24 protein-coding genes and 2 riboswitches are annotated in these 22,963 nt (G+C 43.7%); of the genes, 9 read left to right on the top strand and 15 right to left on the bottom strand.

What is annotated here, in order from left to right:
- Positions 1-49: 49 nt before the first annotated feature.
- The 3 genes from QUA13_RS26600 to recQ are packed head-to-tail and all read right to left on the bottom strand — an operon-like array spanning position 50 to position 4,129.
- Positions 50-748 (bottom strand): hypothetical protein, encoded by a 699-nt coding sequence (locus QUA13_RS26600; protein ID WP_333203375.1) that lies wholly within the window; start codon positions 746-748, stop codon positions 50-52.
- Positions 745-1,887, bottom strand: a complete 1,143-nt coding sequence (locus QUA13_RS26595) for an AAA family ATPase (RefSeq protein WP_333203374.1) — start codon at positions 1,885-1,887, stop codon at positions 745-747. Before QUA13_RS26595 ends, QUA13_RS26600 begins: the two co-directional genes overlap by 4 nt.
- A 46-nt stretch (positions 1,888-1,933) precedes the next feature.
- Positions 1,934-4,129, bottom strand: a complete 2,196-nt coding sequence (gene recQ / locus QUA13_RS26590; protein ID WP_333203372.1) for a DNA helicase RecQ — start codon at positions 4,127-4,129, stop codon at positions 1,934-1,936.
- A 97-nt stretch (positions 4,130-4,226) separates the two neighbouring features.
- On the opposite strand from recQ, the gene QUA13_RS26585 reads away from it, so the two are divergent.
- The gene (locus tag QUA13_RS26585; protein ID WP_172186059.1) at positions 4,227-4,511 is read left to right on the top strand and encodes a DUF427 domain-containing protein; all 285 of its coding nucleotides are present in this window, start codon (positions 4,227-4,229) and stop codon (positions 4,509-4,511) included.
- A 69-nt stretch (positions 4,512-4,580) separates the two neighbouring features.
- On the opposite strand, the gene QUA13_RS26580 is transcribed toward QUA13_RS26585, so the two are convergent.
- A complete protein-coding gene (locus tag QUA13_RS26580; protein WP_172186060.1) occupies positions 4,581-5,246 on the bottom strand; it encodes an L-threonylcarbamoyladenylate synthase in 666 nt (221 codons plus the stop codon).
- 75 nt (positions 5,247-5,321) lie between these two features.
- On the opposite strand from QUA13_RS26580, the gene larC reads away from it, so the two are divergent.
- The gene (larC, locus tag QUA13_RS26575) at positions 5,322-6,758 is read left to right on the top strand and encodes a nickel pincer cofactor biosynthesis protein LarC (RefSeq protein ID WP_333203370.1); all 1,437 of its coding nucleotides are present in this window, start codon (positions 5,322-5,324) and stop codon (positions 6,756-6,758) included.
- 109 nt (positions 6,759-6,867) lie between these two features.
- Here the strand turns inward: larC and QUA13_RS26570 are convergent, their stop codons facing one another.
- The gene (locus tag QUA13_RS26570; protein WP_333203368.1) at positions 6,868-7,053 is read right to left on the bottom strand and encodes a hypothetical protein; all 186 of its coding nucleotides are present in this window, start codon (positions 7,051-7,053) and stop codon (positions 6,868-6,870) included.
- 27 nt (positions 7,054-7,080) lie between these two features.
- Complete coding sequence (locus tag QUA13_RS26565) at positions 7,081-8,466, bottom strand: NB-ARC domain-containing protein (RefSeq protein WP_333203366.1); 1,386 nt, start codon at positions 8,464-8,466, stop codon at positions 7,081-7,083.
- Positions 8,467-8,810: 344 nt separating this feature from the next.
- Between QUA13_RS26565 and QUA13_RS26560 the strand changes: the two genes are divergently transcribed.
- The 5 genes from QUA13_RS26560 to QUA13_RS26540 all read left to right on the top strand — a co-directional run bounded on the left by QUA13_RS26560 (position 8,811) and on the right by QUA13_RS26540 (position 12,572).
- Positions 8,811-9,641, top strand: a complete 831-nt coding sequence (locus QUA13_RS26560) for a peptidoglycan-binding protein (protein ID WP_333203364.1) — start codon at positions 8,811-8,813, stop codon at positions 9,639-9,641.
- Between the two features lie 61 nt (positions 9,642-9,702).
- Positions 9,703-10,581: a peptidoglycan-binding protein gene (locus QUA13_RS26555; protein WP_333203362.1), complete on the top strand. Its 879-nt coding sequence runs from the start codon at positions 9,703-9,705 to the stop codon at positions 10,579-10,581.
- Positions 10,582-10,608: 27 nt separating this feature from the next.
- The gene (locus QUA13_RS26550; protein ID WP_333203360.1) at positions 10,609-11,436 is read left to right on the top strand and encodes an N-acetylmuramoyl-L-alanine amidase; all 828 of its coding nucleotides are present in this window, start codon (positions 10,609-10,611) and stop codon (positions 11,434-11,436) included.
- Positions 11,437-11,542: 106 nt separating this feature from the next.
- Positions 11,543-12,124: a hypothetical protein gene (locus QUA13_RS26545; protein WP_333203358.1), complete on the top strand. Its 582-nt coding sequence runs from the start codon at positions 11,543-11,545 to the stop codon at positions 12,122-12,124.
- Positions 12,125-12,425: 301 nt separating this feature from the next.
- The gene (locus QUA13_RS26540; RefSeq protein WP_333203356.1) at positions 12,426-12,572 is read left to right on the top strand and encodes a hypothetical protein; all 147 of its coding nucleotides are present in this window, start codon (positions 12,426-12,428) and stop codon (positions 12,570-12,572) included.
- 23 nt (positions 12,573-12,595) lie between these two features.
- On the opposite strand, the gene QUA13_RS26535 is transcribed toward QUA13_RS26540, so the two are convergent.
- The 8 genes from QUA13_RS26535 to QUA13_RS26500 all read right to left on the bottom strand — a co-directional run bounded on the left by QUA13_RS26535 (position 12,596) and on the right by QUA13_RS26500 (position 19,572).
- The gene (locus QUA13_RS26535; protein WP_333203355.1) at positions 12,596-13,444 is read right to left on the bottom strand and encodes an ABC transporter ATP-binding protein; all 849 of its coding nucleotides are present in this window, start codon (positions 13,442-13,444) and stop codon (positions 12,596-12,598) included.
- A 112-nt stretch (positions 13,445-13,556) separates the two neighbouring features.
- A complete protein-coding gene (locus QUA13_RS26530; RefSeq protein ID WP_333203353.1) occupies positions 13,557-14,423 on the bottom strand; it encodes a methyltransferase domain-containing protein in 867 nt (288 codons plus the stop codon).
- 19 nt (positions 14,424-14,442) lie between these two features.
- On the bottom strand, positions 14,443-14,883 hold the full coding sequence (locus QUA13_RS26525; RefSeq protein ID WP_333203351.1) for a hypothetical protein: 441 nt from the start codon (positions 14,881-14,883) through the stop codon (positions 14,443-14,445).
- A 121-nt stretch (positions 14,884-15,004) separates the two neighbouring features.
- Positions 15,005-15,149, bottom strand: a riboswitch (cobalamin riboswitch).
- A gap of 38 nt (positions 15,150-15,187) precedes the next feature.
- Positions 15,188-15,766, bottom strand: coding sequence for a Uma2 family endonuclease (locus QUA13_RS26520; protein ID WP_333203349.1), 579 nt, complete (start codon positions 15,764-15,766; stop codon positions 15,188-15,190).
- A gap of 207 nt (positions 15,767-15,973) precedes the next feature.
- Positions 15,974-17,419 (bottom strand): ABC transporter substrate-binding protein, encoded by a 1,446-nt coding sequence (locus tag QUA13_RS26515; RefSeq protein ID WP_333203348.1) that lies wholly within the window; start codon positions 17,417-17,419, stop codon positions 15,974-15,976.
- Positions 17,420-17,680: 261 nt separating this feature from the next.
- Complete coding sequence (cbiQ, locus tag QUA13_RS26510; RefSeq protein ID WP_333203347.1) at positions 17,681-18,481, bottom strand: cobalt ECF transporter T component CbiQ; 801 nt, start codon at positions 18,479-18,481, stop codon at positions 17,681-17,683.
- Between the two features lie 8 nt (positions 18,482-18,489).
- The gene (locus QUA13_RS26505) at positions 18,490-18,810 is read right to left on the bottom strand and encodes an energy-coupling factor ABC transporter substrate-binding protein (RefSeq protein ID WP_333203345.1); all 321 of its coding nucleotides are present in this window, start codon (positions 18,808-18,810) and stop codon (positions 18,490-18,492) included.
- 3 nt (positions 18,811-18,813) lie between these two features.
- Positions 18,814-19,572 carry an energy-coupling factor ABC transporter permease gene (locus tag QUA13_RS26500; protein ID WP_333203343.1) on the bottom strand — a complete coding sequence of 253 codons (759 nt, stop codon included), beginning with the start codon at positions 19,570-19,572 and terminating at the stop codon, positions 18,814-18,816.
- A gap of 22 nt (positions 19,573-19,594) precedes the next feature.
- A riboswitch (cobalamin riboswitch) is annotated at positions 19,595-19,741 on the bottom strand.
- Between the two features lie 174 nt (positions 19,742-19,915).
- Between QUA13_RS26500 and QUA13_RS26495 the strand changes: the two genes are divergently transcribed.
- Both QUA13_RS26495 and QUA13_RS26490 read left to right on the top strand, forming a co-directional pair.
- On the top strand, positions 19,916-20,614 hold the full coding sequence (locus QUA13_RS26495) for a Uma2 family endonuclease (protein WP_333203341.1): 699 nt from the start codon (positions 19,916-19,918) through the stop codon (positions 20,612-20,614).
- Between the two features lie 242 nt (positions 20,615-20,856).
- On the top strand, positions 20,857-22,437 hold the full coding sequence (locus tag QUA13_RS26490; protein WP_333203339.1) for an FAD-dependent oxidoreductase: 1,581 nt from the start codon (positions 20,857-20,859) through the stop codon (positions 22,435-22,437).
- A 282-nt stretch (positions 22,438-22,719) separates the two neighbouring features.
- Here QUA13_RS26490 and QUA13_RS26485 read toward each other — a convergent pair.
- Positions 22,720-22,963: DUF2834 domain-containing protein (locus QUA13_RS26485; protein WP_333203337.1), on the bottom strand; the 244-nt coding region annotated here is incomplete at its 5' end.

Below are 22,963 nucleotides of genomic sequence, written 5' to 3'. Positions count from 1 at the left end.
TTTTTTATGTATGACTGTACTTTAAGCCTTGGATAGCTTTCCTCGCCACTCACCCCAAAAAACTGTCCGGACTGTTGGATTTAACTATATTGCAAAAATTGATAAACTGGCGAAAAGTAGTAAGTTGTTCTGGCTGAACTTGAATTCTGGTCAATAGCTGTTCCAAATAAAATGGCTTGAGTACATCTCCCGGCCGTTTCTTAGAATACGTAATATTTTTAGCTTCAAATAACGCTCTCAAATAAGCTCCGTGAAAGTGAGCGTGAGTATTAAACTCTTGATATCTGCCCATATTTTCGGGACAGTTAACTGAAACATCATAATATCTAGTATAATCTAATAAAGGTTTGTTTTGAGGATTTTTAGAATAAATCTTGCGATTGCCTAGCAGCCAACTTTCCAAGCATCGATTCTGAAATATCAGCACAAGTTCTGCATTGTTTAATTTCAATTTTTGCTGACTTAAAAACTCATCAATTTCAGTTTCGAGTTCAGAAACAGTATTTTCCTCGGCATCCAGACACACTACAAAATAGCTGTATTTTCCGTTTGAGTTGATTTCCTCTATCGCAGGCGGGATAAAATTGTATAACGAAGGATATCCTTCCCCGCTAATCAAATAATAATTTTTTTGAGTCACATCATCGCAATTGTCAACTCGCTGCAATTCTGGTAAAAGATAAGCCAGCCAAGCTGGATAAACTTTTCTCTCCGATTGTGTTCCTTCAACCAAAAAATACAGATTCATTCAACTTTGATTCCTTCGCTATATTCTTCAAGATTAATCAGTTGCATAAAAGCTTGATGCCTTGATTTTCCCAAGTTCAAATCTTTAGCATCTATGACAGTTACGATCCCACCTTTGCGAGTGACTATTTTCCAGTGTTCCATCCCAATATTATTGATTATGTAAGGAGGGTGGCTGGTGAGAATGAATTGAATATTTCTATTTTCTACAATCAAATCTGTCACAACATCGATACAGTTAATTCCCAAGCTGTTTTCAAATTCATCGATTAAGATTACAGTACCTTCGGGCGACAAGTATAGTTCGGCAATGTGAATGAAAGTTTTCAGCATTCCTGAAGAAATATTGTTTTGTAAAATCCAATTATTAACACCTCTTTCTTTTATTTGAATAGGAAAACTGGCATAAGATGGAGTTCCATTATCTTCTATAATTTCTATTTTAACATCTTCTACTTGAGGAAAAACCTCTATAAATTTGGATTTTATTTTTTTGACAATATCTGGATAATGGCGAGCTATGAAAGCCAGCTTGAGAAGTGTTGGCATCTTACTTGATTGAACGCTTTCTAAAGGAAGATTTTGATTAAAAAATGTTGATTGTACTTGTGTTAGTAGAGACACACGGTAAATATTATTAGCTTTATTCAATAAACTCTCATTATCGCTGTAAATTACCTTATTAAAACCCTCCTGAACAGGTGAGATATCTTCTTCTTGATTTAAGATTTTAACTGCGCTTTGAAAGGGCGATAATTTCGGCGTTGTCTTGCCTTTGAGTTGAATTTCATCAGGTGTTCTTTCTATAATTAAATTTTCTTCTTTGAATAGATGTTCTCGAACAATTCTAGATTGATGAATTTCGTCTTCCTTATTCGGAATGATAGCAGAGACTTTTTTGGTTTCAAATTCCCCTTGCCAGCGGTATTCTACATCGTTGATTGTCGAAAATGTAATGTCCCATCCTAAACCGTTTAATGAAGCACCATTAGCTATCTGTTGTAAACTCAAAATTCCTTTCAAAATTTGTGTTTTGCCGACACCAGAGACACCAACTAATAAAGCCAAGTTGGAAAAATATATCGGTTCAAAACGCCACTCTCGTAAATTATCCCAAAAAGCTACTTTTTTAATTTTCATTTCCCTGTCCTATCAATTATTAGCATTAATCAGCCCACATCTGCGGTTAAAAACCGACATAATTTTGCCGCCACCAAGCGCGCACAAACTTAATCTCCTCAAAGGTATAACGTTCTTCCAAAAACTCATAAATTGCTCTCAGCTTCTCATCCCCCATAACTTCAATTGCGTACACTATCGCTTGCTGGCGTTCCGGTTCCACCAACAAATTTATATCAACTTCCCGCCCCATTTCCATCAATTCTATCAGATGCCCAGAAATAGTATTAGGACTCATACCGCGTGTATTGGCTATTCCTTGAACAGTCAAACCTTGTCGGTATAATTCCCAGGTTTGCATCTGCGAATAAGACGCAACGTTAGAAAGATTGGGAAGATTAGCAACATCAGAAGATGCAGCACCAGTTGGCAATCCTTGTTCTTGGCAAAAACTGCGAATTGCTTCCAAGAAAACCTTGCCGTATTTATCTCGCTTGTTACTACCAACGCCGTAAACATCCTCGAATTCGGTGAGATTTTGCGGGCGTTTTTCTGCCATGTCTCGCAAGCTTTTATCAGCAAAGACTACGTAAGGCGGCACAAATTGTTCGTCAGCAATTTGCTTGCGTAGCGTCCGCAGTATGGTAAATAAACCTTCGGATTCTACTGCTAAAGAACGAACTTTACCCTGTACTTCCCGCTGCGGTTCAATAGCGATTTCAACTGTGCGCTGACGTTTCATAATTTCCCAACTTTTTTCATTCAGTTTCAAAATGGGAAAGCCGTCTGTTTTTTCGTCTAAACAACCTTGATTTAACAGCGTCCTGCTCAATTTTTTCCATTCATCAGCACTTCTATCTTTGCCAATTCCGTATGTAGAAAGTTGGTGGTGCTGGTATTGCAATACTTTTTGACTTTTTGAGCCTCGCAGCACGTCAATAATATGATTCATGCCGAATTTTTCTTGGCATCTCGCGACGCAAGAAAGAAATTTCATTGCCTCAATCGTCCAATCTTCTACTGGTTTTTTGTCGCAACAGTTATCGCAATTGCCACAATTTCCGGGAAATGAATCGCCAAAATAACTTAACTGAACTGTGCGGCGGCAATCGCTGGAGTCTGCATAGTTAATTACTCGCCGTAACTGTTGGCGGGCAATTCGCTGTTCTTGCGGATCTGGTTTTTGCTCGATTATGTATTCGATGGTTTTGACATCGCCGTAGCCGAAAAATAAGCTGCAATGGGCGGGTTCGTTGTCTCGGCCGGCGCGGCCGGATTCTTGATAGTATCCTTCGAGATTCTTGGGCAAGTCGTAGTGAATTACAAACCGCACGTCTGGTTTGTTGATGCCCATACCGAAGGCTATTGTGGCTACCATTACTTGCACGTCGTCGCGAATGAAGCGGGTTTGATTGGTGGCGCGATCGACATCGTTCATGCCGGCGTGGTATGGTAAGGCTTGGATGCCGCTTTGTTGCAATTTATAGGCAACTTCATCAACTTTTTTGCGGCTGAGGCAATAGATAATTCCCGAACCGCCTTTTTTTTGGATGATTTGCAAAACTTCGGCAAAACTGTGCTTGGTTTTGGGGCGAACTTCGTAGTATAAATTGGGGCGGTTGAAGCTGGCGACGTGGATGTAGGGATTTCGCAGAGTTAGCTGCTGGATAATGTCTTGGCGGACGCGCTCGGTGGCGGTGGCAGTTAGCCCCATAATGGGAATGTCGGGATATCGATCGCGCACTCGCTGCATTTGCCTGTATTCTGGTCGAAAGTCGTGTCCCCATTCCGAAACGCAGTGGGCTTCGTCGATCGCAAATGCCGAAATTCCTAACTTATTTGCTACTATATCTAAAAACGGTAAAAATCTCTCGCCGAGCAAGCGTTCTGGTGCAACGTAGAGCAATTTAATCTTACCTTCGAGAATCGCAGTTTCGCGCGATCGGGTTTCCTGACTGCTCAAAGTGCTGTTGAGAAAAGTCGCCCCAATTCCATTATCCTGCAAAGCTTCCACCTGGTCTTGCATCAGAGCAATTAACGGCGAAACAACCACAGTCAATCCCGGTTTCAACAGTGCCGGTAATTGAAAACACAAAGACTTGCCACCGCCAGTCGGCATGACAATCATCATATCCCGTTTTTGTAAAGCAGCTTCGACAATTTCCTGCTGCCCCGGGCGGAAAGAGTCATAGCCAAAAAAATGTTTTAGAGCTTGTTCGAGGGACAGCGGCACAGAAGATATTGGCGGATTCGACCCTAACATTTGCAGTAGTTGGTTGTTGGCTTCAACACTATTCTATGCTTTTTGAGCACCAATACAGTTACAATAATTGAGAATCTCATTTTAAGCAGAGAAACTGATGCCGAAAGCAATTTGGAATGGTGCCGTCCTGGCCGAAAGCGACAAATGCGAAGTCGTAGAAAACAACTATTACTTCCCCCCGGATGCCATCAAACGCGAGTTTTTCAAGGACAGCAGCACTCACACTACTTGCGGTTGGAAAGGTGTTGCTAGTTACTACAGTGTCGAAGTCGGCGGACAAGTTAATAAAGATGCTGCTTGGTACTATCCTACTCCGAAAGATGCTGCTAAAAATATTGCAGGATATATTGCTTTTTGGAAAGGAGTTAAGGTAGAGGCTTAAAGCAGTTTTGAGTTAAAAAATAGGGGCGGGTTTTGTGCGACTTGGGCGCTTAAGCCGCCCCTTGAAATTTTAGTCTTTTTCCCAAACGGCGACAGCTTCCCATCCCAAACCGCGACGAACAACAATCGGTTCGCTTTTTGTTAAATCAAGAATGGTAGAAACTTGATATCCCGGATCGGAACCGTCATCGACAATGACATCTACTAACTTTGACAAACAGTCAAAAAGTTCAGCTTTGCCAAAGCTTTCTGCTTTTGCTGCAGACACCGGTGCTGCACCTTCATCGTCAGTGGTAATGTGAGCGGAAGTTGAAATAATCGGATTTCCCAAGGCTTCCAACAGTGTAAAACAAAGCCGGTGGTCTGGAACGCGAATTCCCGTGGTTTTGCGTTTTGGGTTCATTACCAGCCGCGGCACTAACTTGGTAGCTGGCAGCAGAAATGTGTAAGATCCGGGAATTAATCGCTTGATAATTCTGTATGCTTCATCGCTGACGGCAGCATAGTCGGTAATATTTGACAGAGAGGAACACAAGAACGTTAAAGGCTTATCATTGGATAGTTGCTTGATCTGCCTGACTCGTTCTACAGCAGACTTGGAGTTGAGATCGCAGCCGATCGCGTAAACTGTATCTGTCGGATAAAGCATCACTGCCCCATCTTTCAGAGCTTTTGTAATCTTCTCGATCCGGTCTTTTTGGGGTGCAACTGGATGCACTTCGTAAATAGTTGCCATGTTAAGCTATTGCAGGCTAAGTGGGCGATCGAAATATCGAGTGAAACAATCAATGCTAAAAATTAATTGTTAACAATGAATAAAATAGCTTATTTTGACTGTCCAACCGGCATTGCTGGCGATATGTGCATCGGAGCTCTCGTCCACGCCGGTGTTCCTTTAGACTACCTAATCGAAAAACTCAATTTGCTCGGCATTTCGACAGAGTATCAGTTGCGGACGGAATTAGTCCACCGGAATACTCAACAAGCAACTAAATTTTATGTCGATTTAGCTGCAGATTTGTGGTTAAAACCCAAAAATTCAGCTACCGAACTCGATCCCTCGGAAACGGAATCTTCGACTTTTGACGCCCGCCACCACCATCATCACGGGGAAGAACATTCTCACAGTCACGGCGAACCCGATGCCGAAATTAGCCACACTCATCACCGCCATTTGCCACAAATTGAGCAAATCATCGTCTCTGCAAAATTGCCTCCGCGCGTGGAAGCTTGGAGTTTGGCCGTATTTGGCAAATTAGCAGAGGCAGAAGGTGCCGTGCACGGTATTCCCGCAAGCGAGGTTCACTTTCACGAGGTGGGGGCGGCGGATGCAATTATTGATATTGTCGGTACTTGTTTGGGTTTGGATTGGTTGGATATTCAGGAGTTTTACTTTTCGGCGATGCCGACTGGTGGCGGTACGGTGAAGGCAGCCCACGGTAAGTTAGCGGTGCCGACGCCGGCGGTGATGCGGTTGTGGGAAACGCACCGAGTGCCGGTTTACAGCAACGGGATCGATCGCGAATTGTGCACTCCTACGGGAACTGCGATCGCCTGTACTCTCGCTGCTGGTTTCGGCCCACCGCCACCGATGCAAGTTCAGGCGATCGGTTTGGGTGCAGGTTCTCGAATGCTGGCAATTCCTAATATTTTGCGCCTGTGGATTGGGGAGAAGGAAGAGGGAAGTTCGGCAACGGATTCTGTAACGGATGTAACGGATGTCAGAAAGAGGGAAGAAGGAAGAGGGAAGTTTTTAAGCAATACTCAATTCCCAATTACGGATTCCCAATTACCGATTACCAATTCCATAGAAACTATTACGGTACTGGAAACGCAAATTGATGATTTGAGTCCGCAGGCGATCGGCTATGTTTTTGATGCTTTGTTTGCCGCCGGAGCTCTGGATGTGTTCACTGGGCCAATTGTGATGAAAAAGTCGCGGCTGGGGGTTTTGTTAACTGCGATTTGTCATCCAGAATTTCAGGATGCTTGTGAAGCAGTTATCTTTCGCGAAACTACTACTTTGGGAATTAGGCGATCGACTCAACAGAGAACTATTTTGCACCGGGAAATCCAGACAGTTCAAACAGAATACGGTGAAGTGCAAATAAAAGTTGCGAAGTCTGGACAAACGATTGTTAACGTGCAGCCGGAATACGAAGATTGCGCGGAAATTGCCCGACTTAAAAATATTAGCTGGCGCGAAGTTCACCGCTTGGCGCTGCAAAGTTGGTACGATCGCACTTAATCAGTCCTGGACGCACTCCGACAAAGAAACCGGGTTTTTTACCGAATCTGCGGGCCACAACGCAGTATTTTCGTAAAAAACCCGGTTTCTGACCACCCCTGCGTAAATCCTAAGAGCAATCAAAGCCTCTGATATCGGTTTTGAGATGACTGGATAAATTCAGCAGATTAACCGCAGCATAATCTGTCTGGTTTGCAGTTCGATCGCGCAACCAAGCTAAAATATTGCCGAGGTGCTGTTTGAGTTGAATTGCAGTTTCAAAATGGGTTAATAGACGTTCAATTAAAGGATACAAAATCAGTTGAATTTATGAGTCGCCGCTCTAGTCTTGGGTTTGGGATTCAATTAAAACGTGAGTTTTCAATAAGTTAAGTTTGTTTGCGATAATTTCTTGCTCAGCACTTTGGAGCAAGCGTTCTCTGACATACTCGACGATCGCCGGTTGTAGCATTAAACTTGTTGATGCGGTATCATTGAGCGATCGCCGATCTTCGATGAGCGATCGTTCAGCCAGCCCCTCCAATGCTTCCATCAGTTGCCGTCCCGAAACTTTGGGCAAAATTTCCGCTTTTAACTTCGCAGGAGTCGCTCCTTCTTGATTAATGGCGATCCAGTACATAATTTTTTGTTGCAGGGGAGACAAGCGATCGAACTGGCGATCGAGCAAATCCCACAAATCGCTAAAAACAGTATTTCCTTGCACTAAAAATGCGTGAATGTCACTGCCAAAAAGTGTTTTAATAGTTGTTGCAGCAAGTTTGAGGGCGAGGGGATTGCCGCCAAAGTAGTTGACAATATCTTGACACTGCAATAGCGTTGCCTTTAATCCTTTGGCCGCGAGGATTTGCTGGCATACAGGCGGTGAAACTCCGAAGAGGTTGAGCGATCGCACTGGTAAATTTTCCCCCGATCGCACAGCAAACCCGCCCGGTTTTTCTCGTCCGGTTAAAATCAGACAACTTTGGTGAGGTTCGTCCGCAATGCGCGCCAATAACTGTCGGTAATCTTCATAGCCTTGTTGATATTGTCCGCTGCGATTTCCCCCTTGCAAAATCGACTCCAGATTATCGAAAATTAACAAACAGCGTTTTTGTCGCAACTGTTCCATGAGAGCAGGAATAGAGTTATTTGTTGTCGCTTCTGAACCAGTTAAAATCGGTAAAATATTGCTGAGGATAACATCTAATTGCGGTGCTTGCTGCAAACTCCGCCAAATCGCGAATTCAAACTGAGATTGAATTTGCTGAGCGAGTTTTACAGACAGAGAAGTTTTGCCGATACCGCCAAGTCCAAAAATACCGATCAGACGAGTAGAATTTCCGCTAATCCAAGTTTCTAATGTTTCCAGTTCCTGTTGCCGGTTGTAAAATTGGGAAACATCGATCGCTTCTCCCCAATCTTGGGTGCAGTTATCTGCTTCGCTAGCGTGCAAGATGCCCGCACAGCAATGCTGGTAGCGGCGCAAGACTGCTTGCAGATTTTGCTTTGAGATTTTTTCGCCGATGATTTGAGAGAGATTTCGCCACAAATGCGAACCGACTTTTTTGATATAGTCATGTTCGTAAAGTAAGCGATCGGCTATCTCTTGATAAGAGTGTCCCTCCCAAGTTTCCAGAAAGACGCGGGATTGAATGTCATTGAGTTTTTGCTTTTTGTTTGCGGATTGTAACAGACTATCAACTAGGGCGATCGCCTCTTGTCCTTTCATAGCTTGCCAATTTGACCTATTCAGTAAATTTACTGATGTTTCATGAGTGCGAGTTGCTGTTCAGGAAAGAAAACAAATTGACTGAATTAACCGCAAGGTAATCCCTTTTATACTTGGCGGTTGAAACCGATACTAAACAAGCTTTTGTTCGCTTTCGGAGACTGAAAAATAAGGGGGATATTTAGCCCGGATTGGGGATGAGGTTAATTGCACAATCTCAGATATCAAATCTCAAATCGATTGGGTGAATTTACGTAAGTTTACAAAACCATGTCACTTTTTCTCACCGGCAGGGCGATCGGGGGTGGTTTATTCTTTGAGAGTTAGTTGATTAGAGAACACTCATGGCAACAGTTAGAAACATTATTCAAACTCACGCTAATGGTACTTGTGGCACACAGGATGTGAAACAACTTAGCCTTCAGGTCATTGATGAAATGAACCTGCTAATTCCCAATGTTCTAGTTAGCTTTGATGATTTGGACGTATCAGGTAACGAAGCAACAGTTAATTTTTTCTTGCAACCCAAGGCAAAAGAAGCTCTGCGACGTGCGATTAAAAGAAGAGGGGTAACACTCAGACTTAATTCGGCCTATCGGACTGTTGTCCAACAACATATTCTATTCAGTTGGCAAGGTTCTGAATGCGTGGTTATAGCGGCGAAACCCGGACTGAGCAACCATGAAGATGGTCTTGCCCTTGATACTCCAGATTGGGAGGAATGGATACCAGCTTTGGAAGATGAGGGCTGGGCGTGGTTTGGTCCCCCTGATGAAGTACATTTCACTTTCATGGGTGGGGGTGTCAAAAACGATGTTGGAGACATAGGAGTTAAAGCGTTTCAAATTCTCTGGAATAAACATAATCCCAAGGATCTAATTGGTGAAGATAGTGACTACGGACCTGAAACCGCGGCACGTTTGGATCGATCGCCAGCCAACGGTTTTGCAATAGCAAGACTTCTCAAGCTAATTAGTCCACCAATGAAAGGTGAAGATGTGCGGAAAGTGCAACAAGCCCTACTTAAAGAGGGTTTACTCGAAGCCCAGCAGATGAATGGAATTTACAACGAAGCGACCAAACTTACTGTTGAAATCTTCCAGAAGCGGGAAGGGTTAGGGATAGATGGAATAATCGGTCCACAAACTCGCAGAGCATTAAAAATGCTGGCATAAATGCTCAAGGCTTCTAGCGCAAGTCCAGAGAAAGTCATTATTACTAATTGGAGATTTGAATATGGCGATTGAAAAAGTTGAGTTAGAACTCAATGACGGGATTATTGATACCCCTCACCTGATAGATGATGTCGAAATCCTACAAAGGCGCTTGAAAGATTGGGGAGTATTACCAAAAGATGCCAAAATTGACGGACTTTTGGGGTCTGTCACTAAGGCAGCAGTGGAGCAATTTCAACGGATGCGCCCTGCTGATAGAAGCCAATTTGTCCCAGGTGGACTAAAGGTAACAGGCAAAGTCGATCGCAATACCTGGGCTGAGTTGCTGAAGGTGAAGTCAGAAGAAATCACAATAGTTAGTCGCAAACCCCTGATTTGGGATATGCCAGGTGGCTTCTCTAGCGTTGATAATATTTTAGATATTGCTCAATGCCCATCGGAAATTCGCCCCTTTGCCAAGAAAAATTTGCCTCTTGTCCTCAATCAATGTCTCGATAATGGCGTCATCGATCGGGGGCAAATTGCCTATGTTTTCGCAACTGCCGAACATGAATCCCATTTTGGGCGCTTCATGATGGAATTATCTGATGGGTGGTATCTGGAAGGTCGCGTAGATATAGGGAACACTGAACCCGGTGATGGCCCTCGCTTCAAAGGAAGAGGTTTTGTCCAAATTACAGGTCGTCGGAACTACCGAATCTGGAGTGACAAACTAGGAATTAACTTGATAGAGCATCCCGAAAAAGCCGCTCTCCCTGAAATTGCTGCCATTATTCTAGTTCGGGGGATGCGTGATGGTAGTTTTACTGGTGTGGGCTTGAGTGATTTCATTGTTGGCGATCGACGCGATTTCTTCAACGCCAGAAGAATAGTGGTTGGACTCGACAGGGCTGACTACATCGCGCAGATGGCTGAGTATTATTTCAAAGCCATAGCCTAAAAATTCAACAATTTGGAGTCATATTTTATGCCATTTACCGCAAAAGTTGTAACTGCAGCGGAATGGGGAGCCAGATCACCAGAACCTGGAACATTTCCTTTCCAAAGGACTATTCCCCGTTATGTCATCGTCCATCATACAGACAACCAAAACCCTCCTAACGATCCATCAACAGGCACAATTGAAGGCGCACTTCGGTTCGCGCGAATCATTCAAACATCTCACATGGATGAGCGTAGTTGGTCAGACTCAGGACACAACTTCTTAAATACAACCGGAGGGTTTATTCTAGAAGGTCGGCATGGTTCCCTAAATGCTGTAAAACAAGGGTTTTGTATCCAGTCAGCCCACGCAGCACAAGACCCAGGAAAATTAGCCAACGGCAATCAATCTCCTGGTATTGAAAATGAAGGCAATTTCATGACTTTTCAAATGGGTCAAAAGCAATGGCAGAGCCTTGTAGAACTTTGTGTCTCATTATGTGATTCTTGCAATATTAGTCCGCTTAATATTAAGGGACACAGAGATTTCAGTAATACTGATTGTCCGGGTGATTTGTTGTACAGTCAACTTCCCCGTTTGAGAAAACAAGTTGCCGATAAGCTAGGTCTGCAATTTATGCCAGAAGAGCTAGAAAATGATTCGCAAGTTGTGGATCTAAAGTTTAGCTCAACAGGTTCAGCCGTTATCAAACTACAACAGCGATTGCGCGATCGGGGATTTAATCCAGGAGCAGTTGATGGTGTATTTGGTGAAAATACAGAAGCGGCTGTAAAAGCTTTCCAGCGTTCTGTTGGACTTCAAGATGATGGAATAGTTGGGAACAACACTCGAACTAAGTTAGGACTTAGTTAAACTTTAATTATTTAGGAAGTTAATCTAATGACACATTCTTCTAGCGTTGAGACTCAACCAAATTCTTATGAACAGGGAAAAAAGTAAGTAAACTTGAGTTAGATGGATGATTAAAGCAGCCGGACGACGTGCTTGTAAAATCTGTTGTACTGACTGTTCTCAGCATAAGGTGCATCTACTTCAAATTGGTGCAAATTTAAAAATGAGAGGAGAAGAAAAAATGCAATCTCAATCTGTAATTCCAGAAACCGCAAAAGATTTAAAGGATGAACTTAAAGAATCAAGTCGATCTTCACTTGAGGAAAAAAGGAAAGACTTAGAGAAGGAAGTTAAGGAATTAACTCAAGAAATGACTCGGCTCAGACGAATCAATCGGAACTGGGATGGAGGTTTGACAATTACCACGATCGTTCTTACTTTAATAATTACCCTTTTGTCTACCTGGGATCGAATAGACGAGCAAGACAAAAAGATAGCTACTGGCATTATAGGCGGAGTTATCGTTGCTATTCAATCAATTGGAAACGCATTTCCAGTTAAACAAAGAGCGGGAGCCTATCGTATTCTTCAAGCGCAAGCTAATAATTTGTTGACTGATGTTAAGTATGTAGAAGGTGCAGAAGAATTAAAGGCTCTTGAATCTCAGTTTTATTTATTAAGAAGTGATGCAGCAAAAACTGATAGCTAATAGATAAACTTATGGCATTTTTGTTAATTGTTGATAACAAGTATAGCCATATATTTATCGCACCCAGTTACCCATTCATCTCCTCACTAAATAACCGGGAATGAAGCTTGCGGGTGCGATCGCTCTTTCCCCCTATTTCAGCAATAAATAAGTTATGACTTAGTAAAAATTTAACCTTTTAGGAAGTCAATAAAAGGACACATTTTTCTAGCCTTGAAACTAAACCAGATTTCTCGGAACATGGAAAGGAATTTGCCGAAATTTTCCAGGTAATAAAGGAAAATAATCGACAATGCGAGCCATGAGTTTTATTGCGCTGATTGCAGCGATCGTGTTTGGCGCAATCACAATAACTAGCAATGATTCTGAGGGCAAATACATTACAACTGCTTTTTTAGTTGCAGCTTTTGCGCCAAAAGCTGTTCAACGATTTGCAGAACGTGCGTAAGTAAAGTTGAGTTAGATGGAGGATTAAAGCAGCCGCCGCGCTTGTAAAATCTGTTGTTGTAACAGCTCAAAAGTGTGCATTTTTGAGTTATCATCTTTCTCAACGATCGCCCTTATTTGCTCCATAAGCTCGATCGCCAGCGGTACGCCAAGCTGCAATTGCTCCAAAACCTCCCGTTGGGCAAAAACGGTTTCCGGTGTTCCTTCTAAAATCAGTTGTCCTCGATCCATTACAAACACCCAATCAGCCCAGCGGTAGATGAAATCGAGGTCGTGACTTGCTAAAAGGATCGTGGTTCCGGCGCTGTGAATTTGTTGGAGTAAACCGATCAGTTGTCGGATGTGACGCGGGTCGAGATAGGCGGTAGGTTCATCTAGCAGCAGCAGTTTGGGCTTGAGAACCATGATATCGGCGATCGACACCCGCTTTTTCTGCCCCAAACTGAGATTGTGAATTGGTTCGCGGGCGAGTTCGCTTAGATCGAATTGCTCGATCGCCTGCTGTACCTGTTGAGCAATTTCGGATTCTGTCAAGCCTAAATTGTACAATCCATAGGAGATATCTTCTTCTACCGTCGAAGCTACTAATTGATGTTCGGGATTTTGAAATACGAGTCCGATTTGTTGGCGCAGTTGCATCAAAGATTTGCGATCGTAGCGGAATGGTTCACCTTGCCAGTGAATGAAGCCCTGTTGCGGTTGATATAAACCATTTGCTAACAGGAAAAAGGTAGTTTTGCCGCAGCCGTTTTGACCGATCAGCCCGCAGCGTTTCCCCGCGGGGACTTTGAGGTTTAAACCCTGAATTGCCACTCGCGAACCGCAGGGATATGAGTAGGAAGTGCGATCGAATTCGAGAATCCATTCAGACATATATATTCGTTATTTTTTATTTTTTATAGCCTTGTTCCCAGGCAGAGCCTGGGAATAAATACCCGGAGGCTCTGCCTCCAATTACCGATTACCAATTTCCATTGTATTTGTGTCAGTTTTCATCTGTTTTTGACAACTGCCAAAGTTGAATTTCATAACAAAGATGTTGCTCAAAAAGTTGACTTGCCTCCAATCCTTCAACCACGAGCTTTTTGAACCAGCGACGAAATATCCAGCGCAGGAATGTGTGGACGGGGGGAACTGCGATCGCAATTAAATCTGCAACATAGATCATCGTATTCAGTCCATACCTGCGGAAAGTATCGACATACAGATCTATTGTCGGTACAATATGAGCGGAAATATCCTGAGTTTTTACTAAAGTGAATCCAGCCTGCTTTAATGCTGCATGAAGTTCCGTAACAACATGACAATTAGAGAACATTCCCTCTTTATAATTAGCATCAGAACGCAGCATATCGGCAAGCAGCACGTAGCCACCCTGATTGAGGATTTTGGCGGCACCCTTAGCAATATCAACAGCCGACATATACTGGCTACTTTCGCTAAAGAGAATAAGATCGTAGAAATGGGTTGCTTTGAAGTCTTCAAACCTCGTGAGGTGGAAGATTGCGCGATCGCCCGTACACTTAATAAAGCGCTGTTGTTGGAACGGATCGGGTGCGAGCCCTTCCACTGCAAAACCTCGATCGAGCAAATAAGCCGCATTTCCGCCAATCCCGCAGCCCACATCGAGTATCGTATGAGTGCCTTTGGGGATCGCATCCAACAGTTTTACAGTATAAGCTTGCTGAGCGATGCGCAATCGCGCGAGTGTTAGTTCATCAGCGGGCACAGGCAGGGTTTCCCAATAGCCGTAGTGAAGGTAGGGCGAATCTGTCAGGCCCAAATAGTAATTAAGCGCTGCATTTTGGTAGCGAGTTACCTTGGAAATTTCGATTGATTTTGGCTTCGACATTCGGAAAATTTAGTAAGTTTTAGGATTTCGGGCAGAGTTGAAATTCTTCCCAGCGCTTGCATACCTGTTCATAGCACTCAACAGGAGAAATTGCCAAGTTTTGCAACAAATTGATATCAATCTGACCGTTGGCGATTGACAAAAATATAATTGCTTCCTTTGGCTCGTAGCTAGCAATGATAGAGAGCAGATTTGAAACAGTGTTTTCCTCTAGTTCTAGTTGTTGCAAATAAGCAGTTGCGTACAATTGGGAAATAAATTGCAGATCGTACTTGATAGTATCTACGCTCCAATTCACAGAGCCGTTAATGGGAGTATTGATTTTGCAAGCAACCAAGCCTCGTCCTCGATGCAAAAAGCCATTCCAAGCAGTATGTCCGATGGACAAAATATTCTGGTGAATAAACAAGTTTTGCCAGTAGCCAAAACTACCCTGCCAAACACTATCTTCGATTCGCATTTTTTTTTGTTTCCCGCTGCCTAAAATTTCGTTATTGTCGATGATCGGCAAACGGAGCACAACAGCAGATTATTTGTAAAAATATTGAACTCACCATCATCCATACCTCGCAGATGAAAAACAACAGGTAAACAAATCGGCGGGCATTCTGACTCAGAGATGCAATTATCTCATTACAGTTGCGGGACAGCGCCGGATTCGCACCGAACTTTCCCCCTTGCGTCTGATGGCTGTTTTTCATCAGAGCCGATCGATATACGCGAATATTACCACTATTTGGAACATTTGACAAAAAACCGTCCGCCTATTCACCAAACTCAATATTTTCATACAAATCGGCAAGCGAAATTTCCACAGCAACAGATGTTAAACTGAGCCGATCGCCCATACAGCTATATTCCGAAAAAATCCACTTATTCGCATCAGTTTTAGAATATTGTTCCACCCGTAGCCGATATTGATCGATTAATAAATACTCCTGAAAACTAGGAATACTGCGATAGGCAGCAAACTTTTCATCGCGGTCATAAGCTTTAGTACCTTTAGACAGCACCTCAGCAATCAGCAGCGGATTCGTAATTGTATCCGTCCGTCCAGATTGCAGCTCGATCGGTTTTGCAACCACCATCACATCCGGGTAAGTATAATTATTAAGCTGGGGAATCCACAGCCGCTGATCCGAACTAAAAGTCCGATATGGTTTCCCTTTTAACGCCAGCTTCAGCGCAACAACTAAATTAGTGGTAATTTCATTGTGATCCGGTGTGCCGCCAGCCATCAGAACAATCTCCCCATGGATAAATTCATGCCGATCCTGAGAATTGATTTCCAATTCTAGATATTCCTCAGCCGTGTAGGTTTTGGTTTCAACTGGCGCGATCATATACAACGCTCTCCTTTAATCTACTCATTTTAGTTTATATTAAAAATTTTGCTAATTCAACAGAAAAGTAGATTTTAATCATGTTAATAAACAGGCAAGATGCCTGTTCCACAAAGAGGGAATTTTCAGGTGGGGTGGGCAGGAGATCCCACCCCTGAAAGGCTGTTGAGAATGTGCAAGATGGGAGTGCGATCGCACTTAACCAACTTACCGCAGCGGGACAAAGTTATAGCCAGTGCTTCCTCCTTGTTTAACTTGCACTAAAATCGGCTTACCCGCCCGATCGCCCGTGGGCAAAAACTTCACATCCTCGCTGGCTCCCGGTGTTGAAAAACTCGTATTTCTGAGTGCTTGTTGCAACCCTTCCCGCGTATTGCTTTGCCGCAAGCCAGCGATGACAGCTTGAGTCGCATCAAAACTCGTTGCTGTTCGCCAATTCACAATTCCTCCCCAACGCTGGCGGGAATTTTCTGGGAAACGGCTACCGGGATTAGTTTCAGGATGCCAGGGAACGGGCAATACTAAGCCGTTAACGTCACTTTGTCCGTCTTTTAATGTTTGAATGGTGTACATTGTGGTGCTGCCGTAGAGTGGCAATTTGCCTCGATTGATGCGAGCCAGAGAAATCGCACGGTCAATGCGATCGACGTGGGGTGCTACCATCAATCCTTGTGCACCTTTGCTGACAGCATCGGTGATCGCACTTTCGGAATTAAAAGAAGGGATTGAAAAGTCGCAAACAGTCGGAACTAATTTGCCTCCAGCAGCAGTAAGAGAGGCCACAAATTCATCTTTAAAGGAGATGTTATCGGGTGCTTGGGAGTCGTAACAAATGGCAATATTAGTTTTGCCTGCTGTTTTGACTGCATATTCTGCTAAAGGAGCGGCCATTAAGCTAATATTGGGTACTGTCCGAAATATGTAGCTGCCAAAAGCTGATAGATTATTGGCCAAGCTCGTCGGTGTCACCATTACCAGTTTTTCTTGCTGATATATCGGAGCAGCTTCGAGAGATGCGTTGCTAGCATTGTGTCCAATTACTGCTAGTATATTCTGATCTTTTGTCAATGTTTTTGCAACTTCTCTGACCACTTCTGGACTGTTGTCATCGTTGACTATTTCTACTTGCAGTTCTGCGCCGTTGATGCCACCGCTAGTATTAATTTCATCCTGAGCTTGGGCAACACCTCGAAGGATTTCTTGGGCGACATTGGGGTTGCTACCAATGGGGACGCTGACAGCAATTTTTAAGGAAGAACCATTGCTGGCTCGGGCATTATTGAAATAGATTATGGTTTCCGGGTCGTTGCGATTTTGTTGCAGCGATTTCTGAAAATATTCGGCTGCAGTTTGGTAATTTCCATCAGCAAAAGCTTGAACTCCTGCTTGTTTTGCTGCTGTTGTTTGGGATGTCAGCAATATCTGATTTCCTAAACTGATGCGATTGGCGATCGCTCCCGATGCGCTCGTTGCCGGTGTAGATGTAGGTGTATTTGAAGTTTTGGCATTCAATAAACCGGGAAGGAACTTGTAGGCGCCAAACCCAATTAAGCCGATGGCAATAATAAAAACAATGGGCGGCGGGCTGTTTCTTTTGTTAGTATCTTGATACATGATTTTTTTTTTCGGTATTTTGATACTGTAATTATTCATTCAACTACTGTTCACGTCAATTCATATAATTCATTAATTAAGTTCATAAAAGTCATATTTGTAATAGCTGTTGCAGGAAGTGCGATCGCCCTTATTCAAATCTAGCCCGCTAAACTAACGATAATACGAGAATTATCAACAATAGGACTTACCCACCGGCGATCGGAAACCGGGTTTTCTACTGCATCTGCGATGCTCTAACGAAGTATTTTCGTAAAAAACCCGGTTTCTGGGCCCCCATGCTAAGTCCCAAGAATAAATTTAGCGTTGAAATACTGCGCTTAAAATGGTTAAAACCGTGCAACCAAACACGGCTTCCAATGTATATCTTCGCGAAGGTTTATAAGGGGAAGAATTCCAAACGCGCAGTTCTCCATTAAAGCCGCGCGACGCTAAACTCAGTGAGACTTGACGGTAGTTTTCCAAAGTTCGCTGAAGCAATTGCCCGATTAAAATGCCTAAACTACGCATTCCCAGTTTCCAAGTGCGATAGCCGCAGCGGGAGTTTTGGGCAATCCAAAGTTCATCGGCGATCGCCAATAAGCTAAAAATAAACCGATACATTAGTAATAGCAGTTCTGTGACTAACTCTGGACAGCGTAATTGTCTGAGAATCTGCAAAATTTCGGTAAATGGAACCGTCAAGAGGATGAAATACATACAGCTTGTCGATGCGAAGGCGCGGGCAAATAGCAAGCTCACTTGGTATATCCCGGTGCGGCTCACATAGAGATAAAAAGTGCCGATGCTAATGCCCCAACCTTGCCAGATATCCCACTGAATTGCGGGGATACGATCGCCGGCAACCGCACTCATAGCCAAAGCAGGCAAACTTGTCAGCAAAAACATCAACGGTAGCGACAGCAACCGCAAATACAGTCCCCCCGGAATACCCGCATAGACGACGATCCAGACGGCCAACCAAAGGGCGATCGACAACTGGACGATCGCCCCAGAAACCAGAGACAGAATTAAAAGGGCGATCGCAAAAGATAATTTGTGAGTTGGCGGCAACCCGCGCAAGCGATTTGTATAAGCCAAACTGTCAATCTGATGGTTCATTCCGACGGCTATTCATCATCAGATTTTTGTCGCTGCGATCGCCCCTTATACAGCCCAATGACGTACCCAACTACGCCAGCCCCGATTGCCGCTTGAGACGCAAACAATAGACTTGAAATTTCTCCGCTAGCCGGCTCAAACAAGTGATTAAACCAAGGTTTATAATCCGGTTGAATTTCCGTAATTGCTTTCTTAGCTTGGTCATCGGCACCGCCATATTCACCTCGCACAAAAACGAGAGGAAACGCTGCCAAAACCATCACTGCGCCAGCCAACAGCCAATTTTGCCGCGAAATGGATTGGTGATTTTTTGTAGGTTTTTGATTCACTGCTTATGACTCCTGTCTCAATAATTTCAAAGTTTCCAACTCCGGCTTCCCGTAAGAATGCAGCCAATTCCACACTAATACAGTCAGCAATCCCTCACTAATAGCCAGGGGTACTTGAGTGATAGCAAAGATGCCAGCAAACTTGATAAACGAAGCCATAAAACCGCCGCTTGCTGCGGGAAAAGCTAATGCTAATTGAATCGAAGTCGTCACATAAGTCAGCAAATCTGCCAAAGCCGCCGCACAAAAAATTGCCGCCCGCTGGCTACCAGTTCGCAACAGCAATTGATAGATAAAATAGGCAGCGAAAGGGCCGACAATCGCCATCGAAAACATATTCGCTCCCAGCGTTGTCAACCCACCATGCGCTAACAGTAACGTTTGAAAAAGCAGCACTAAAGCACCGAGTACCGCCATCACCGAAGGGCCGAATAAAATCGCACCCAAACCCGTACCTGTTGGGTGAGAACAACTCCCCGTTACCGATGGAATTTTTAAAGCAGAAAGTACAAAAGTAAACGCACCGGCTAAAGCTAGCAGCAGTTTAAGTTCCGGGTGTTCTTTGGTGATGCGGGCGATCGCACGCAACCCAAAGGCAAAAAAAGGCAGCGCCACAATCCACCAAAACGCAGCCCATTGCACCGGTAAAAAACCTTCCGAAATGTGCATAGCTGCGGCGGGCGTTGCCGAGCCCAAGACAATATAACAACTCAAGCCAGCCATCAATCCCAAGCTGACCAATTTCCGATTTCCGGCCTTCATGCTGAACCTCGCAGATGAGACAATCTAAACCAACACATCGGCGGGCATCCTGACTTAGAAAGCGACATGACCTTCATTACAGTTGCGGGACAGCGCCGGACTTGCACCGAACTTTCCCCGTTTCCTCTAATGGCTGCTCCCCATTAGAACCGAATCGTTAGCCTTAGTATAGTCGATCGCGTAAGTCCCAGCAAATCTTTTACAAAAATTACTTCAGATTAACTAAGTCAAAATTACCTATCATCTTCTCTTCTCTTCCTTCGCGTCTTGGCGGTTCGTTCAATAAATACTATTGCCAAACAAATCAACGGTATAATATTAGTGAGTTTTGAGGAAAGCCGCAATGTTACAGTACAACTTGCCGAGGAACTTGCCCTCCGCCGATGAACTACCAGACTCAGATGAAACGCCTGTGGATAACGAACTGCAAGAATTAATACCGGGATTGCTAAAAGCAATCTTGTTGATACTTTGGTCAGAACGCATGGACTGGTTTTTTGGCATAGATATGGGTATCTATTATCACCCCGATAAACCTGCCATTGTGCCAGATGCTTTCTTGAGTTTAGGTGTAGAAAGGTTTTATGATGAAGAATTGCGCCCCAGTTACGTGCTCTGGGATGAAAATGTTTTGCCGACTTTTGTGCTGGAAGTAGTTTCCCCAACTTATCGCAAGGAATACAGCACAAAGTTGGAGGAATATCAAGCTTTAGGCGTACTTTATTACGTCATTTATTCTTCCCGCCGCCGCCGTAAACCCCGTTTAGAAGTACATAAGTTAGTCAATGGGAAGTATGAATTACAGCCAGGACATCCAGTTTGGATGCCAGAAATTGGTTTGGGGATTGGTTGTGAAAGGGGAAATTATTCTGGGGTGACAAGAGAGTGGTTGTATTGGTATGATGCCGATGGTAAACGCTATCTGACTCCTGAAGAAAAGGTGAAAGAATCAGCGCAACTCGCCCAACAGGAATCGCAGCGCGCCGATCGACTAGCTCAGCGATTGCGGGAGTTGGGGATAGATCCTGATAATCTGACCTGATGGCAATCAAGAGCACCAGACTGACAGACTTTAGACGCTCAGAAACCGGGTTTTTCAATCGAGCTCGATCGTCCTCAACGAAAGATTTTCTGGAAAAAACCCGGTTTCTGCGTCCAGAAATGTGTGAATATTTATCGCAAAAATCAGGAAATATCGAGCTAGATTTGGGAAAAACAGAGAGTTGGACGGCAAACATTGAGATCCAGCTCGAAAAGATGAAAATCAGGAGAGGTTATTAAATAATGGTCATGGATCTGCGTTCTTACGATGTCATCTGTTTTGGTGATGAAGTTCCAGGAGTTCTAGCTGTTATCTCTGCCTCCAGAGAATATCTTCGCCGAACAAAGCGTTATCCGCGAATTCTACTGATGTCGAAAGCAAGCTTGCAAGAAGGAATTGGCGGACATTTGGTAAGAGGCGGTCTTGCTTATTTAGATAGAAGTCAGATTAGTGAAGAACTCCAACAATCTTTAAAGTTAGATATCTTTGGTTCACCGGCGACAATCTATAAAGAATTCTTACAAAAATCCGGCGTTAAGGCAATTGCACTTGACCCGCGCAAAGCCAGTGCAGCGCTGAAAGAAATGCTGGTACAAGCTGGGGCAGATCTCCTCAGCAAAGTAGAAATTAAATCAGTCACTAAAGCAGGCCAAAAAATTGCCAGTATAACCACCTCTCAAGGCGTAGTTTATGCCGGCAAGCAATTTATTGATGCCACTGTCAATGCCGAATTAGCTCAAGCTGCTGGTGTGAGAAAGCTGAAGGGATTTGAAACATTTGGTCTGCCTAATTCAGAACTTCCAGTCACCCTCGTTTTTGAAACTCAAGGACTCAGTGCAAGAGCACTGAAAGAATTCGATTATATTTATCTAAAACGCTTTACCAACCTGGCCGATGCAGAGAGTCAAAAATTTTTGCTGTACGCTGCCGACAAGGATGCCAAACTAGCAGAAGAACTCCGGCGAGAAATGAGGGACACTAAAGGCAATCTCAAAACTCTGTGGGCGGGTAACGATTACATCGATGTTCGCTCGCCGGCTCTGTCTGTAGCTTACCACTCCTTTAGAGGAAGAAAACTATCTTTTTCTGAAACTGGCATAATTTTAGATGAGGGAAATATAGCAATACTTCCAAATGAAAGACTTTCGTGGAATGCGCTTTTATTCGCAGTCACCGCCAGCGAAGCGGAAGCCTTAGCTAGAAGCGGGAGCAAACCCACGGCTAATATGCAAAGAGAGATGTTATTTATTACAACTTGGCTGAAGAGTTTGGGGGCTAATTCTGTTACTTATGCCTCAGAGCTTTATATCAGACACGCGGGCAATGTGACGGGAGTTGTAGAACCTTTAACTGGCGCACAAATGCTGTTAGGTGGCGTACCTGCTAATGAGGCGCTGGCAACATTTAGCTATCATTTTGATGTACGCGGAGGCATCCCGGGTATTGGCGAGAAAGCAAACAGTCTAGGATGGTTTAAAAGTCTGAGTTTTAAACACCCTATCTTTAATATTGGCATTCGCCACGCATTAATTAAAAACGTTCCTAACCTGGCAGTGGTTAGTCCCTGTTCTGGATTTGAAGGGTTTGCTTGTTCTGTCGGCAGAATTGTGGAATTCAACGCCGCAGTTGGTCAAGGTGTTGGTATCGCTGCGGTTAATGCCATTCTAAATAACAAAAATCTAGCCGATGTATCTAACCGAGAAGTGAGACAAGTTCTCGCTGAAACAGGTCAGTTACCTAAAATTTTTGGAACTCCAAATAATGGTGATGCAATGCTATTGGCGCAATTCGAGACTCTTGCCAGTTCGGATGCTATTGCGTAATATCAATTTCAATCAACAATGCAATAGTAGGTTTTGCCCGGGGAACGAAACTCAACACAACAGTTTTTAGCAAGAAATGAGTAAAATTGCTATTAATATTATGTCCTTTAAAACGACAACAATCACGTTGGTTTGTAATGACGAATTTAATCTCGATAAAATTCTGAGGACTTCCGTCGTCACTACAAACCTATAACGGTGATTTTACCGGAAATTGTACAATACCTCGATCGCCTGCACTGAATTATTATGCTGCGCCGCACTAACCTGTTAAACAACTTTTCAACTTGAGACTTCACTTAATTTTTCCAGCTTGCTTTCCCGCACAAACAAGAAAAGCGGGAAAGCACATGAAAACGAAACAAGCACGCCCAGAAGTACGTACAGCCCTACAAAACTTATATCCAATCGTTTTGACTCAGCGTACATCCAAGTGCTTCCTGCTACAGTTCTGGAGTTTAGACTAAGCACAAATTTACTCAGAAGGAGCTGAGTAGAAATTATGGTGAATTTAGAGAGAGATTCC

It is taken from the genome of Microcoleus sp. S28C3, from assembly GCF_036700785.1.
Classification (GTDB): domain Bacteria; phylum Cyanobacteriota; class Cyanobacteriia; order Cyanobacteriales; family Microcoleaceae; genus Microcoleus; species Microcoleus asticus.
Note: the sequence above shows the minus strand (reverse complement) of the source record. Positions and strands in the feature narration are given on the sequence as shown.

What these genes read in the sequence shown, in the direction of transcription:
- QUA13_RS26600 (WP_333203375.1), bottom strand. Translation starts at nt 748, where the DNA reads ATGAATCTGTATTTTTTGGTTGAAGGAACACAATCGGAGAGAAAAGTT.
- QUA13_RS26565 (WP_333203366.1), bottom strand. Translation starts at nt 8,466, where the DNA reads ATGAAAGGACAAGAGGCGATCGCCCTAGTTGATAGTCTGTTACAATCC.
- recQ (WP_333203372.1), bottom strand. Translation starts at nt 4,129, where the DNA reads ATGTTAGGGTCGAATCCGCCAATATCTTCTGTGCCGCTGTCCCTCGAA.
- QUA13_RS26560 (WP_333203364.1), top strand. Translation starts at nt 8,811, where the DNA reads ATGGCAACAGTTAGAAACATTATTCAAACTCACGCTAATGGTACTTGT.
- QUA13_RS26515 (WP_333203348.1), bottom strand. Translation starts at nt 17,419, where the DNA reads ATGAATAATTACAGTATCAAAATACCGAAAAAAAAAATCATGTATCAA.
- QUA13_RS26585 (WP_172186059.1), top strand. Translation starts at nt 4,227, where the DNA reads ATGCCGAAAGCAATTTGGAATGGTGCCGTCCTGGCCGAAAGCGACAAA.
- QUA13_RS26535 (WP_333203355.1), bottom strand. Translation starts at nt 13,444, where the DNA reads ATGTCTGAATGGATTCTCGAATTCGATCGCACTTCCTACTCATATCCC.
- cbiQ (WP_333203347.1), bottom strand. Translation starts at nt 18,481, where the DNA reads ATGAACCATCAGATTGACAGTTTGGCTTATACAAATCGCTTGCGCGGG.
- QUA13_RS26520 (WP_333203349.1), bottom strand. Translation starts at nt 15,766, where the DNA reads ATGATCGCGCCAGTTGAAACCAAAACCTACACGGCTGAGGAATATCTA.
- QUA13_RS26540 (WP_333203356.1), top strand. Translation starts at nt 12,426, where the DNA reads ATGAGTTTTATTGCGCTGATTGCAGCGATCGTGTTTGGCGCAATCACA.
- QUA13_RS26595 (WP_333203374.1), bottom strand. Translation starts at nt 1,887, where the DNA reads ATGAAAATTAAAAAAGTAGCTTTTTGGGATAATTTACGAGAGTGGCGT.
- larC (WP_333203370.1), top strand. Translation starts at nt 5,322, where the DNA reads ATGAATAAAATAGCTTATTTTGACTGTCCAACCGGCATTGCTGGCGAT.
- QUA13_RS26550 (WP_333203360.1), top strand. Translation starts at nt 10,609, where the DNA reads ATGCCATTTACCGCAAAAGTTGTAACTGCAGCGGAATGGGGAGCCAGA.
- QUA13_RS26555 (WP_333203362.1), top strand. Translation starts at nt 9,703, where the DNA reads ATGGCGATTGAAAAAGTTGAGTTAGAACTCAATGACGGGATTATTGAT.
- QUA13_RS26580 (WP_172186060.1), bottom strand. Translation starts at nt 5,246, where the DNA reads ATGGCAACTATTTACGAAGTGCATCCAGTTGCACCCCAAAAAGACCGG.
- QUA13_RS26490 (WP_333203339.1), top strand. Translation starts at nt 20,857, where the DNA reads ATGGTCATGGATCTGCGTTCTTACGATGTCATCTGTTTTGGTGATGAA.
- QUA13_RS26500 (WP_333203343.1), bottom strand. Translation starts at nt 19,572, where the DNA reads ATGAAGGCCGGAAATCGGAAATTGGTCAGCTTGGGATTGATGGCTGGC.
- QUA13_RS26530 (WP_333203353.1), bottom strand. Translation starts at nt 14,423, where the DNA reads ATGTCGAAGCCAAAATCAATCGAAATTTCCAAGGTAACTCGCTACCAA.
- QUA13_RS26545 (WP_333203358.1), top strand. Translation starts at nt 11,543, where the DNA reads ATGATTAAAGCAGCCGGACGACGTGCTTGTAAAATCTGTTGTACTGAC.
- QUA13_RS26495 (WP_333203341.1), top strand. Translation starts at nt 19,916, where the DNA reads ATGTTACAGTACAACTTGCCGAGGAACTTGCCCTCCGCCGATGAACTA.
- QUA13_RS26525 (WP_333203351.1), bottom strand. Translation starts at nt 14,883, where the DNA reads ATGCGAATCGAAGATAGTGTTTGGCAGGGTAGTTTTGGCTACTGGCAA.